At 64.2% G+C, this 12,775-nt stretch carries 11 protein-coding genes; 10 read left to right on the forward strand and 1 reads right to left on the reverse strand.

The window, feature by feature from the left end; translation table 11 throughout:
* Nucleotides 1–35: 35 nt before the first annotated feature.
* The 9 genes from L6D77_RS10080 (at nucleotide 36) to L6D77_RS10120 (ending at nucleotide 9,792) form a co-directional block, all read left to right on the forward strand.
* Nucleotides 36–1,631, forward strand: a complete 1,596-nt coding sequence (locus tag L6D77_RS10080; protein ID WP_232883088.1) for an ABC transporter substrate-binding protein — start codon at nucleotides 36–38, stop codon at nucleotides 1,629–1,631.
* 74 nt (nucleotides 1,632–1,705) lie between these two features.
* Entirely contained in the window at nucleotides 1,706–2,716 is a 1,011-nt protein-coding gene (locus tag L6D77_RS10085) for an ABC transporter permease subunit (RefSeq protein ID WP_232883087.1), read from the forward strand.
* 10 nt (nucleotides 2,717–2,726) lie between these two features.
* Nucleotides 2,727–3,653, forward strand: a complete 927-nt coding sequence (locus tag L6D77_RS10090; RefSeq protein ID WP_153787429.1) for an ABC transporter permease subunit — start codon at nucleotides 2,727–2,729, stop codon at nucleotides 3,651–3,653.
* Nucleotides 3,654–3,663: 10 nt separating this feature from the next.
* Nucleotides 3,664–4,632: an ABC transporter ATP-binding protein gene (locus tag L6D77_RS10095; protein ID WP_232883086.1), complete on the forward strand. Its 969-nt coding sequence runs from the start codon at nucleotides 3,664–3,666 to the stop codon at nucleotides 4,630–4,632.
* Nucleotides 4,632–5,600 (forward strand): peptide ABC transporter ATP-binding protein, encoded by a 969-nt coding sequence (locus L6D77_RS10100; RefSeq protein WP_232883085.1) that lies wholly within the window; start codon nucleotides 4,632–4,634, stop codon nucleotides 5,598–5,600. The genes L6D77_RS10095 and L6D77_RS10100 overlap by 1 nt, the downstream gene beginning before the upstream one ends.
* Nucleotides 5,601–6,004: 404 nt before the next feature.
* Nucleotides 6,005–6,814 (forward strand): helix-turn-helix domain-containing protein, encoded by an 810-nt coding sequence (locus L6D77_RS10105; protein WP_232883084.1) that lies wholly within the window; start codon nucleotides 6,005–6,007, stop codon nucleotides 6,812–6,814.
* A gap of 64 nt (nucleotides 6,815–6,878) precedes the next feature.
* Nucleotides 6,879–8,285, forward strand: a complete 1,407-nt coding sequence (locus L6D77_RS10110) for an NAD(P)/FAD-dependent oxidoreductase (protein WP_232883083.1) — start codon at nucleotides 6,879–6,881, stop codon at nucleotides 8,283–8,285.
* Between the two features lie 33 nt (nucleotides 8,286–8,318).
* Nucleotides 8,319–8,660: a cupin domain-containing protein gene (locus L6D77_RS10115; RefSeq protein ID WP_232883082.1), complete on the forward strand. Its 342-nt coding sequence runs from the start codon at nucleotides 8,319–8,321 to the stop codon at nucleotides 8,658–8,660.
* A gap of 52 nt (nucleotides 8,661–8,712) precedes the next feature.
* The gene (locus L6D77_RS10120; RefSeq protein WP_232883081.1) at nucleotides 8,713–9,792 is read left to right on the forward strand and encodes a polyamine ABC transporter substrate-binding protein; all 1,080 of its coding nucleotides are present in this window, start codon (nucleotides 8,713–8,715) and stop codon (nucleotides 9,790–9,792) included.
* Between the two features lie 111 nt (nucleotides 9,793–9,903).
* On the opposite strand, the gene L6D77_RS10125 is transcribed toward L6D77_RS10120, so the two are convergent.
* Nucleotides 9,904–11,487, reverse strand: coding sequence for a peptide chain release factor 3 (locus L6D77_RS10125; RefSeq protein WP_232883080.1), 1,584 nt, complete (start codon nucleotides 11,485–11,487; stop codon nucleotides 9,904–9,906).
* 563 nt (nucleotides 11,488–12,050) lie between these two features.
* On the opposite strand from L6D77_RS10125, the gene L6D77_RS10130 reads away from it, so the two are divergent.
* Nucleotides 12,051–12,764: an ABC transporter permease gene (locus tag L6D77_RS10130; RefSeq protein WP_232883079.1), complete on the forward strand. Its 714-nt coding sequence runs from the start codon at nucleotides 12,051–12,053 to the stop codon at nucleotides 12,762–12,764.
* Nucleotides 12,765–12,775 lie beyond the last annotated feature (11 nt).

Consider the following 12,775-nt stretch of genomic DNA (forward strand, 5'->3'; position numbering starts at 1 on the left):
GCGGCTACGCTGGAATAGCACTGCAGGGAGGTTTCATGAAATCGTTACCGCTACGCGCTGCCCTGGCAGCGGTCATCCTGGGCGCGGCCTCCACCGTTGTGGCCAAGCCGCTGGTGGTGTGCACCGAGGCCAGCCCCGAGGGCTTCGACATTGTCCAGTACACCACCGCCGTCACCGCCGACGCCTCGGCCGAAACCGTGTTCAACCGCCTGGTCGACTTCAAGCCCGGCACCACGGATATCGAGCCGGCCCTGGCCACCCACTGGGACATCAGCCCGGACGGTCTGGTCTACACCTTCCACCTGCGTGAAGGCGTGAAGTTCCACACCACCGACTACTTCACCCCCACCCGTGACTTCAACGCCGACGACGTGCTGTGGAGCCTGAACCGCCAGCTCAGGCCAGACCACCCGTGGCACGACAAGAGCAGCGTCGGCTACCCCTATTTCGAGAGCATGGCCTTCAAGGACCTGCTCAAGTCGGTGGAGAAGACCGACGACCACACCGTGGTGATCACCCTGACCCGTCCGGAAGCCCCGTTCCTGCATGACCTGGGCATGGCCTTCACCTCGATCTACTCCGCCGAATACGGCGACCAGTTGCTCAAGGCCGGTAAAACCGGCGACCTCAACAGCAAGCCTATCGGTACCGGAGCCTTCATATTCCAGCGCTACAACAAGGATGCGCAGGTTCGCTTCAAACCCAACCCGGACTACTTCCGTGGCAAGCCACCGGCCGACGCGCTGATCTTCGCCATCGCCAGCGACAGCAATGTCCGCCTGCAGAAACTGCGTGCCAACGAGTGCCAGGTGGCGCTGTACCCCAAACCTGACGACGTGTCCTCGATCAAGGCCGACCCGAAACTCAAGGTCGCCGAGATCGAAGCGCTGGTCACCGGCTACATCGCGATGAACACCGAGCACAAGTACCTGAGCGACGTACGCGTGCGCAAGGCGATCAACATGGCCTTCGACCGCCAGACCCACGTCGACCAGTTGTTCGGCAAGGGCAACGCGATGGTAGGGGTCAACCCGTACCCTCCCACCATGCTCGGCTACAACAGTGCCAACCAGAACCCGCCCCACGACCTGGACAAGGCTCGCGCCCTGCTCAAGGAAGCCGGCGTACCGGACGGCACCGTGATCACCCTGTTCACCCGCAATGGTGGTGGCGCGACCAACCCCAACCCACGCCTGTCCGCGGAAATGCTGCAGGCCGACCTGGCCAAGGTCGGCATCAAGCTCGATATTCGCGTGATGGAATGGGCCGAAATGTTGCGCCGGGCCAAGAACGGCGAGGCCGACCTCGTATCAACCGGCTGGGCCGGTGACAACGGCGACCCGGACAACTTCCTCAGCCCGCTGCTCAGCTGCGATGCGGCCAAATCCGGCGAAAACTATGCGCGCTGGTGCAACCCCAAGTTCCAGCAGTTGATCACCCGCGCCCGCGAAGCCATCGACAACGACGAACGCGCCAAGCTCTATAGCGAAGCGCTGGCGGTGTACGATGAGGACCAACCGTGGATCAGCATGGCCCACCCAAAGATGTTCACCGCGATGCGCGAGAACGTCGAGGGCTACGTGATCAACCCACTGACCAACAATAACTTCGCCACCACCAAGGTGAAGTAGAACAACAACGACCGCCGGCAATCTGCAAGGTAGCCGGCGGCTGTGCCCTTAGTGGCTGATGAGGTACCCCAAACATGTTGAGTTTCATTGCCCGGCGCCTGGGCCTGTTGATCCCGACCTTCTTCGGTATCACCCTGCTGACCTTCGCGCTCATACGCCTGATCCCCGGCGACCCTGTCGAAGTGATGATGGGTGAACGCAGGGTCGACCCCGAAATGCACGCCCAGGCCATGGAGCGCCTCGGCCTGAACAAACCACTTCCGGTGCAGTACCTGGACTACGTCGGCAAGCTCGCCCAGGGCGATCTCGGTGAGTCGCTGCGCACCCGCGAAAGCGTCTGGCACGAGTTCACCACGCTGTTCCCGGCGACTCTCGAACTGGCCTTTGCCGCCCTGCTGTTCGCCGGCATCATCGGCTTGCTGGCCGGGGTGATCGCCGCACTCAAGCGAGGCTCGCTGTTCGACCACGGCGTCATGGGCATCTCCCTGGCCGGCTACTCCATGCCGATCTTCTGGTGGGGCCTGATTCTCATCATGTTCTTCTCCGTGAGCCTGGGCTGGACGCCAGTTTCCGGTCGCATCGACCTGCTCTACGACATCGAACCCAAGACCGGTTTCATGCTCATCGACACCCTGCTCAGCGACGAAGAAGGGGCGTTCAAGGATGCGGTAATGCACCTGATCCTGCCGGCCATTGTGCTGGGGACCATTCCGCTGGCGGTGATCGCCCGCATGACCCGTTCGTCGATGCTCGAGGTACTGCGCGAAGACTACATCCGTACCGCACGCGCCAAAGGCCTGTCGCCCGCCCGCGTGGTATTCATCCACGGCCTGCGCAACGCCCTGATCCCGGTGCTCACCGTGTTCGGCCTGCAGGTCGGCACGCTGCTGGCCGGCGCCGTGCTCACCGAAACCATCTTCTCCTGGCCGGGCATCGGCAAATGGCTGATCGAAGCCATCGGCGCCCGTGACTACCCTGTGGTGCAGAACGGCATTCTGTTGATCGCCTGCCTGGTGATTCTGGTCAACTTCGTCGTGGACATCCTCTACGGCCTGGTCAACCCACGCATCCGCCATCAGCGCTGAGGACTTCGTCATGACCAGCCCAATTCCGAAATCCGTCACCCCGCCAGCCGCGGTTGACCACAGCTTGCTCTACCCCTCGCCCTACAAGGAATTCTGGCAGGCCTTCTCGCGCAACAAAGGCGCGGTGGCCGGCCTGGCCTTCATGACCCTGGTGGTGTTCTGCGCACTGTTCGCCCCCTGGGTGGCACCGCACAACCCCAGCGAGCAGTACCGCGACTTCCTGCTCACGCCACCGGTGTGGCTCGAAGGCGGCACCTGGCAGTTCATCCTCGGCACCGACGAGCTGGGCCGCGACCTGCTTTCGCGCCTGATCCAGGGCGCACGCCTTTCGCTGCTGATCGGCCTGTCGTCGGTGGTGATGTCGCTGATCCCCGGCATCCTGCTGGGCCTGTTGGCCGGGTTCTTCCCGCAGATCCTCGGCCCGTCGATCATGCGCCTGATGGACGTCATGCTCGCCCTGCCCTCGCTGCTGCTGGCCGTGGCCATCGTCGCCATCCTCGGCCCAGGCCTGATCAACACAGTGATCGCCATCGCCATCGTCTCGCTGCCGTCCTACGTGCGCCTGACCCGCGCCGCGGTGATGGGCGAGCTGAACCGTGACTACGTGACCGCCGCCCGCCTGGCCGGCGCCAGCCTGCCACGGCTGATGTTCGTCACCGTGCTGCCCAACTGCATGGCGCCGCTGATCGTGCAGGCCACCCTGAGTTTCTCCTCGGCGATCCTCGATGCCGCCGCCCTGGGCTTCCTCGGCCTCGGCGTTCAGCCGCCCACTCCCGAGTGGGGCACCATGCTGGCCTCGGCGCGCGACTACATCGAGCGGGCCTGGTGGGTGGTGAGCCTGCCCGGCCTGACCATCCTGCTCAGCGTGCTGGCAATCAACCTGATGGGCGACGGCCTGCGCGATGCGCTGGACCCGAAACTCAAGAACGCCGCCTGAGGAGAACGCCATGTCACTGTTGCAGATCAACAACCTGAACGTGCGCTTCGGCGACGCCAATGCGGTACCGGTGGTGGACGGCCTGGACCTGAACGTGGACGCCGGCGAGATCCTCGCCATCGTCGGCGAGTCCGGCTCCGGCAAGTCCGTCACCATGATGGCCCTGATGGGCCTGATCGACGCCCCTGGGCGCATCACCGCCGATGCCCTCACCTTCGACGGCACCGACATGCTCAAGCTCAGCGGCCGGCAACGGCGCAAGGTGGTGGGCAAGGACATCGCCATGGTCTTCCAGGACCCGATGACCGCGCTCAACCCCAGCTACACCGTGGGCTACCAGATCGAGGAAGTGCTGCGCCAGCACCTCGGGCTCAAGGGCAAGGCTGCGCGCCAGCGGGCCCTGGAGCTGCTTAAAAAAGTCGAGATCCCGGGCGCCGAAAGCCGCCTGGACGCCTACCCGCACCAACTGTCGGGTGGCATGAGCCAGCGGGTGGCGATCGCCATGGCCATCGCCGGTGAACCCAAGCTGCTGATCGCCGACGAACCGACCACTGCACTGGATGTGACCATCCAGGCGCAGATCATGGAGCTGCTGGTCAACCTGCAGAAAGAGCGCAACATGGCGCTGATCCTGATCACCCACGACCTGGCCGTGGTCGCCGAGACTGCCAAGCGCGTGTGCGTGATGTATGCCGGCCAGGCCGTCGAGGTCGGCCATGTGCCAGAGCTGTTCGACATCCCCGCCCACCCTTACAGCGAAGCGCTGCTGGCGGCCATCCCCGAGCACAGCATCGGCGCCGAACGCCTGGCCACCCTGCCCGGCATCGTCCCCGGCCGCTACGACCGCCCGCAGGGCTGCCTGCTGTCGCCTCGCTGCCCCTATGTGCAGGACAACTGCCGCCGGCAGCGCCCCGCCCTCGACCCACAGGCCCATAGCCTGGTGCGTTGCTTCTACCCGCTCAACCAGGAGGTGGCGTGATGGCCGTCGTTCTTTCAGCCCGTGAGCTGACCCGTCATTACGAAGTGTCCCGCGGCCTGTTCAAAGGCCACGCCCTGGTGCGTGCGCTCAATGGCGTGTCATTCGAGCTTGAGGCCGGCAAGACCCTGGCCGTGGTCGGCGAGTCTGGCTGCGGCAAGTCCACCCTGGCCCGCGCCTTGACCTTGATCGAGGAGCCGTCGTCCGGCTCGCTGCAGATCGCCGGCACTGAAGTCAAAGGCGCCGGCAAGGACCAGCGCAAGCAATTGCGCCGCGATGTGCAGATGGTGTTCCAGAGCCCCTACGCCTCGCTCAACCCACGGCAGAAGATCGGCGACCAGCTGGCCGAGCCACTGCTGATCAACACCTCGCTGAGCAAGGCCGAGCGCCGCGAGAAAGTGCAGAAGATGATGGAGCAGGTGGGCCTGCGCCCCGAGCACTACCAGCGCTACCCGCACATGTTCTCTGGTGGCCAGCGCCAGCGCATCGCCCTGGCCCGGGCGATGATGCTGCAGCCCAAGGTGCTGGTGGCGGATGAGCCGACCTCGGCGCTCGATGTGTCGATCCAGGCCCAGGTGCTGAACCTGTTCATGGATCTGCAGAAGGAGTTCAACACCGCCTACGTGTTCATCTCGCACAACCTCGCGGTGGTGCGCCATGTGGCTGATCAGGTGCTGGTGATGTACCTGGGCCGGCCGGCGGAGATGGGGCCGAAGGAGGATATCTACGAAAAACCCCTGCATCCGTATACACAAGCGCTGCTGTCGGCGACGCCGGCGATCCATCCGGACCCGCTGAAGCCGAAGATCCGCATCGCCGGTGAGCTGCCTAACCCGCTGAACCCGCCGGATGGCTGCGCGTTCCACAAGCGTTGCCCGTATGCGACCGAGCGTTGCGCCAAGGAGGTACCGGCGCTAAGGCAGGTGGGTACCCGCCAGGTGGCCTGCCACTACGCCGAGCAGTTTCTTTAACCTTTAGATTGCTGGGGCTGCTTGGCAGCCCTTTCGCGGCACTAGGCCGCTCCTACAGGTGATCGCAGTCCCTTGTAGGAGCGGCCTAGTGCCGCGAAAGGGCCGCGAAGCGGCCCCGGGGATCTCAATGCATAAAGAACCAGATCAGGATGATCACCGGAATCGGCACACCAATCATCCACAACAGTATCGAGCGCATGATGCTTCTCCTCGTTCGTGATCTACCAAGGTCCGTGCAGCGCTCATGCCAGTTGTGTCAAAAAATGACATCCATATGAAACAAGGCCTTAGCCGTTAAGCCCCGTTGGGCCACCGTGCAAAATGCCGGATCACCGCCCATCCCCGAGGCGTTCTGCAATGCCTGGCCTTGTCACCCGCCAGCGGGCCAATGCACTATCGCTCCCATGACTTCGACCACCCTCCCCGACGGCCCCGGGCAAACCCCGCTCACCGCCGACACTGTCATGCGCTACCACCTGTGCTGGAAGCATCGCGACCTGGACGGGGTGATGGCGCTGTACCACCCGGATATCCAGTACCACGACTTCTTCCAGAACCGCGTGCTCGGCTTTGACGAGCTGCGCGACTATGTGCGCGCCTGCCTGCCCCATGAGGCCGGCGAAGACATCGTCCACAGCGACCGTATCCGCGTTGACGGCTGTACTGCGTTCATCCAGTACCAGGTCACGGTGCAAGGCGGCGAAGGGCTGGTGGCGTTCCAGTCCAGCGAGGCGATCACCGTCAAGGATGGGCTGATCTGGCGCATCAACGAGTACGCAACGCTGGTGCGCCAGCACGCCAAGGGCAACCAGGCGGGCGGCCCACGCCCGGCCACCAGCCGCCTGGGCCTGTCGCCGCGCCAGCTGTCGACCATGGCCCAGGACCTGGAGCACTACTTCGATCACCAGCGCCCCTACCTGGACCCCGAGCTGGACCTGCAGCAGGTGGCCGACGAAAGCGGCTACAGCCGCAACCAGATTTCCTACCTGCTGAACCAGGTGCTGGGCCAAAGCTTCTACCGCTACGTCAACCAGGCGCGCCTGCAGCACCTGATGGCCAGCCTGGACAACGGCAGCGCCGAGGCCCCGATCGACCGTCTGGCATTCAATGCCGGGTTCAACTCGTTGTCGGCGTTCTACAAGTGCTTCCGCGAACACACCGGGTTGTCGCCCAAGGCCTACCTCAAGCAAATTTCCCTGCGTGCACGCACGTAAGACAGCCATCGCACCACGCTAATAGGATCGCCCACAGACCAAGACGGATGTGGAGCCCGACCCGATGCAACCCCTGCGCACGATCAGCCTGTGGATGGACCAGCTTGACGAGCCGCTGTGCGCACGCCCGGCACTGCGCGAAGACCTGGACGTCGATGTGTGCATCATCGGCGCTGGCTACACCGGCCTGTGGACCGCCTATTACCTCAAGCGCCAGGCCCCGCAGCTGAACATCGCGGTGATCGAGGCCAACATCGCCGGCTTTGGCGCCTCCGGGCGCAATGGCGGCTGGCTGATGGGCAACCTGCTGGGTGAAGACCGCCTGCTGGCCAGCCTGTCACCACAACAGCGCCGCGCCAGCATCGACCTGCTGCACGGCGTCCCCGACGAAGTGCACAGCGTGCTGCAGCGCGAAGGCATCGACTGCGACTACCGCAAGGGCGGCGTACTCTACTGCGCGGCCCGCTACCCGGAACAGGAACGCAGCCTGCGCGCCTGGCTGGACGACCTGTACCGCCAGGGCATGACCGAGGCCGATTACCACTGGCTGCGCCCCGAGCAGCTGGATGCCCACCTGCGCATCAGCAACCCCTACGGCGCGATCTTCAGCCCGCACACCGCGACCATCCAGCCGGCCAAGCTGGTGCGGGGGCTGGCCCGAGCTGTGGAAAACCTGGGCGTAGCCATCTACGAAAACACTCCGGCCATCGACTGGCATACCGGTGAAGTCCGCACACCACTGGCGCGTATTCGCAGCCACTGGGTGGTGCCGGCGGTGGAAGGCTATGCCGCCAGCCTGCCGCCGCTCGGGCGCCATCAACTGCCCGTGCAGAGCCTGCTGGTGGCCACCGAACCCCTGCCGGAATCGACCTGGGAACAGATCGGCCTCAGCCAGGGCCAGGCCTTCAGCGAAAACAGCCGCCAGGTCACCTACGGCCAGCGCAGCGCCGACAACCGCCTGGTATTCGGCGCCCGCGGTGGCTACCGCTTCGGCGGCCGGCTGCGTGAAGACTTCACCCTCACCGACAGCGAGGTCGAGCTGCGCCGCTACCTGTTCGGCGAACTGTTCCCGCAACTCAAGCACGTGCGCATCACCCATTCCTGGGGCGGCAACCTGGGCATGGCCCGACGCTTCAGGCCGCACATGCTCTGCGACCGCCAGCGTGGCATCGCCCTGTCCGGCGGCTACGGCGGCGAAGGCGTCGGGGCCACCAACCTCGGCGGGCGCACCCTGGCCGCGCTGATCCTCGGCCAGCACAACGCCCTCACCGCCCAGCCCTGGGTACACGACAACCGCCCGCTGGCCAGCCTGGCCAGCTGGCCGCCCGAGCCGTGCCGCTGGCTGGGCTACAACGCGATCATCCAGAGTTTCGTCCACGAGGACCGGACCCTCGCCAGCCCGGCCAGCGCCCCCTGGCGGCGTCGCCTGGCCAGCGGGCTGGCCGACTTCATGGAAGGCTTCATGCACTGACTTCTCCCTCCACCACAACAGGATCCACCGGTCATGAGCATCACCCAGTTCAAGCACACCGACAGCGCCATCCTGGACAGCTCCAACCCGGTCGCCGTGCCCCTTGGCGAGCCGGTCTCCATCGCCTCAGTCACCGCCGTCGAACGCAGCGACGGGGTCGAGACCGGCATCTGGGAATGCACCCCCGGGCGCTGGCGGCGGCAGATCGTGCAACAGGAGTTCTGCCATTTCATCAAGGGCCGCTGCACCTTCACCCCCGACGGTGGCGAGCCCCTGACCATAGAAGCCGGAGACGCCCTGATGCTACCGGCCAACAGCCTCGGCACCTGGGACATCCAGGAGACCGTGCGCAAGACCTACGTCCTCATCTTCTGATCCGCTGATCGCCTGCCTTCGATAACAACAGACAAAGCAAGGTAAACCCGACATGCGCACGCTCCTTCTCGCTCCCCTGATGCTGGCCGCCGGCGTGGCCAGTGCCACCGACTCGGTGAAGATCTACAACTGGTCGAGCTACATCGCCCCCGACACCCTGAAGAACTTCCAGCAAGCCAGCGGCATCGTGCCGACCTACGACGTGTTCGACAGCAACGAAACCCTCGACGGCAAGCTGATGACCGGCAACTCCGGCTACGACGTGGTGTTCCCCTCCAACCACTTCATGGCCAGGCAGATCCAGGGCAAGGCCCTGAAGAAGCTCGACAAGTCGCAGCTGCCCAACTGGAAGAACCTCAACCCGGTGCTGCTCAAGGCCCTGGAGGTCAACGACCCGGGCAACCAGTACGGCTTCCCGTACCTGTGGGGCAGCACCGGCATCGGCTACAACATCGACAAGGTCAAGGCGGTGCTGGGCGACAACGCGCCGGTCGATTCCTGGGACCTGATCTTCAAGCCCGAGTACATCGGCAAGCTGAAAAGCTGCGGCGTGGCGGTGCTGGACAACGGCCCCGAACTGCTGCCGATCGCCCTGCATTACCTCGGCCTGCCCCAGCACAGCCAGAACCCCGCCGACTACGACAAGGCCAAGGCGTTGCTGATGAAGGTGCGCCCGTACATCAGCTACTTCCATTCATCGAAGTACACCGGCGACCTGGCCAATGGCGATGTATGCGTGGTGGTGGGCTTCTCGGGGGACGTGCTGCAGGCGAAGAACCGCGCGGAAGAGGCGAAGAACGGGGTGAAGGTGGGGTATTCGATCCCCAAGGAAGGCGCGCCGATGTGGTTCGACATGGTGGCCATGCCGGCCGATGCCCCGGACGAAAAGGCGGGCTACGCCTACATGAACTACCTGCTGCAGCCTGAGGTGATGGCGGGCATCAGCAATTTCGTGCAGTACGCCAATGGCAACCAGCAGGCCGATACGCAGGTGGACCCGGCCATGAAAGCCAACACGATGATCTACCCGAGCGAGGATGTGATGGGCAAGCTGTATGCCCTGGAGGCGATGCCGGCGAAGATCGACCGCATCAGGACACGGATCTGGACCAGCATCAAGGCAGGTAATTAAGTCTCACGCGGTCCCTGTGGGAGCGGGTTTACCCGCGAATGCGTCGGTGAATTCAACATCGCATTCGCGGGTAAACCCGCTCCCACAGGATTGGGTGAAGGCGCTGAAATATCAGTGATGCTCGCGGGTAGCGCGGAACTTCACATCCGGCCAGCGCTCTTCCATCAGCGACAGGTTGACCCGGGTCGGCGCCAGGTAGGTCAGGTGGCCGCCGCCGTCGATGGCCAGGTTCTCCATGGCCTTGTTCTGGAAGTCTTCGAGCTTCTTCTTGTCATCGCAGCTGATCCAGCGCGCCGACCACACGGTGATGGGCTCGTAGGCGCACTCGACCTTGTACTCTTCCTTCAGGCGGCTGGCGACCACGTCGAACTGCAGCACACCGACCGCACCGAGGATGATGTCGTTGCTGCGCTCGGGGAAGAACACCTGGGTGGCGCCCTCTTCGGCCAGCTGCTGCAGGCCCTGGCGCAGCTGCTTGGATTTCAGCGGGTCCTTCAGGCGCACGCGGCGGAACAGCTCCGGGGCGAAGTGCGGGATACCGGTGAAGCCCAGCGCCTCGCCTTCGGTGAAGGTGTCGCCGATCTGGATGGTGCCGTGGTTGTGCAGGCCGATGATGTCGCCGGCGAAGGCCTCTTCGAGCTGTTCGCGCTCAGAGGAGAAGAAGGTCAGCGCATCGCCGATGCGCAGGTCCTTGCCGGTGCGCACGTGGCGCATCTTCATGCCCTTCTCGTACTTGCCCGAGCAGATGCGCATGAAGGCGATACGGTCGCGGTGTTTTGGGTCCATGTTCGCCTGAATCTTGAACACGAAGCCCGAGAACTTCTCTTCCACCGGCTCCACGGTACGCTCGTGAGCGACCCGAGGCAGCGGGCGCGGTGCCCAGTCGACCACCGCGTCGAGCACATGGTCGACACCGAAGTTGCCCAAGGCGGTACCGAAGAACACCGGGGTGAGCTGGCCGCTGATGAACTCGTCCTGGTCGAACTCGTGGCAGGCGCCCTGCACCAGCTCCAGTTGCTCGAGGAAGCGCTCGTATTCGTCACCCAGGTGCGCGCGGGCTTCATCGGAGTCGAGCTTTTCGATGATCTTCACCGCGGTACGCTCGTGGCCGTGGCCCGGGGTGTAGACGATGATGTAGTCGCCCGCCAGGTGGTACACGCCCTTGAAGTCGCGGTAGCAACCGATCGGCCAGGTGATCGGCGCGGCCTTGATCTTCAATACCGCCTCGATTTCGTCGAGCAGTTCGATCGGGTCGCGGATATCACGGTCGAGTTTGTTGATGAAGCTGACGATGGGCGTGTCGCGCAGGCGGCAGACGTCCATCAGGGCGATGGTGCGCGGCTCTACACCTTTACCGCCGTCGAGCACCATCAGCGCCGAGTCCACCGCGGTCAGGGTGCGGTAGGTGTCTTCCGAGAAGTCTTCGTGGCCGGGGGTGTCGAGCAGGTTGATCATGTGCTCGCGGTAGGGGAACTGCATCACCGAGGTAGTGATGGAGATGCCGCGCTGCTTCTCCATTTCCATCCAGTCGGAGGTGGCGTGGCGGTCGGACTTGCGCGACTTCACGGTGCCCGCGACGGAGATCGCCTTGCCCATCAGCAGGAGCTTCTCGGTGATGGTGGTCTTACCGGCGTCGGGGTGGGAAATAATGGCGAAAGTGCGGCGCTTCGCGACTTCGGCGGCCTGGTTGGTCATGGGAAATCGCCTGACTGGGGGATTAAAAATGGGGCGGTATCATACCTGAAGTTGGGGCGAGACCAAAATCGGCAGAATGAGTGGTTGCAGGCCCGGCCTCTTCGCGGGCAAGCCCGCTCCCACAAGGATCTCCACCACCCTAAACCCCATACAGTACCTGTGGGAGCGGCCGTGCGCCGATGCGACTTGACCGCGAAAGGGCCGGTACAGCCACAACAAATGCAGCAGACAATTGCTTTATCACGACAAAAGGCTACAAGGCAGTTACTTCAACGCCTGCAGCGATTCAATACGCTGTTTTTTCTTGCATTTTTCGCTAACTCCCAGTGATTAACACTGGCCAAATGCCGCCTCAGATGGGAACCTTTACGCCCACGGAGACGTCCACTCCCCTGCAAGCCGCTTCGCTTCAGGGCTGGTTTCACCTGCATTTCGGACCTGACGGGGTTCGGCTCATGGCCTGATGCCACGCATCACGCTGCTACTCGCGACCACACCGCCCGCCGCCAGGAATGGCCGGCCACACGGGAGTGCGGTCGCCGACGACAAAAAGGAGTCCACCTGTGGCTGCACGCTACGGAAAAGGGCTGTTGGGATGGGCCGCCGTGCTCGTCATCCTGGCCCTGCTGGTCCACTGGATCGGCATCGACACGATCGCCCGCTACCGCGACGATCTGGGTTTCTACCTGCAAGCGCACCTGGTCCTGGTGCTGGCTTCGATGGCGGCGGCGTTGGCCGTGGGCATCCCCGCCGGCATTGCCCTGAGTCGACCGCAGCGGGTCGACAAAGCCGAACGCTTCATGCAGTTCTTCAACATTGGCAACACCATCCCCCCTCTGGCCGTCCTGGCCATCGCCCTGAGCGTTCTGGGCATCGGCGCAGGCCCTGCGATCTTCGCGCTGTTCCTCGCCTCCCTCCTGCCCATCGTGCGCAACACCTACGAGGGCCTGAAAAACGTCCCTGCCTCGCTCAAGGAAGCCGCCACCGGCATCGGCATGACCCCGCGCCAGCAGCTGTGGCAAGTGGAACTGCCCAATGCCGTGCCGATCATCGTCGGCGGTGTGCGGGTGGCCCTGGCGTTGAACGTGGGCACCGCGCCGCTGGCGTTCCTGATTGGCGCCAACAGCCTGGGCAGCCTGATCTTCCCCGGCATCGCCCTGAACAACCAGCCGCAGCTGTTGCTCGGCGCCGCCTGCACCGCACTGCTGGCCCTGGCGCTCGACGCGCTGGTGAGTGCCTCCAGCAAGCGCTGGCTGGAACGTGGCCTGGCCCACTAGAACAAGGGAAC

The sequence above is a fragment of the Pseudomonas parasichuanensis genome, from assembly GCF_021601385.1.
GTDB classification, from domain to species: Bacteria; Pseudomonadota; Gammaproteobacteria; order Pseudomonadales; family Pseudomonadaceae; genus Aquipseudomonas; species Aquipseudomonas parasichuanensis.

Bases quoted from the DNA above. Each gene is read 5' to 3' on its own strand.
- L6D77_RS10080 (WP_232883088.1), top strand. From the start codon at position 36: ATGAAATCGTTACCGCTACGCGCTGCCCTGGCAGCGGTCATCCTGGGC.
- L6D77_RS10085 (WP_232883087.1), top strand. From the start codon at position 1,706: ATGTTGAGTTTCATTGCCCGGCGCCTGGGCCTGTTGATCCCGACCTTC.
- L6D77_RS10090 (WP_153787429.1), top strand. From the start codon at position 2,727: ATGACCAGCCCAATTCCGAAATCCGTCACCCCGCCAGCCGCGGTTGAC.
- L6D77_RS10095 (WP_232883086.1), top strand. From the start codon at position 3,664: ATGTCACTGTTGCAGATCAACAACCTGAACGTGCGCTTCGGCGACGCC.
- L6D77_RS10100 (WP_232883085.1), top strand. From the start codon at position 4,632: ATGGCCGTCGTTCTTTCAGCCCGTGAGCTGACCCGTCATTACGAAGTG.
- L6D77_RS10105 (WP_232883084.1), top strand. From the start codon at position 6,005: ATGACTTCGACCACCCTCCCCGACGGCCCCGGGCAAACCCCGCTCACC.
- L6D77_RS10110 (WP_232883083.1), top strand. From the start codon at position 6,879: ATGCAACCCCTGCGCACGATCAGCCTGTGGATGGACCAGCTTGACGAG.
- L6D77_RS10115 (WP_232883082.1), top strand. From the start codon at position 8,319: ATGAGCATCACCCAGTTCAAGCACACCGACAGCGCCATCCTGGACAGC.
- L6D77_RS10120 (WP_232883081.1), top strand. From the start codon at position 8,713: ATGCGCACGCTCCTTCTCGCTCCCCTGATGCTGGCCGCCGGCGTGGCC.
- L6D77_RS10125 (WP_232883080.1), bottom strand. From the start codon at position 11,487: ATGACCAACCAGGCCGCCGAAGTCGCGAAGCGCCGCACTTTCGCCATT.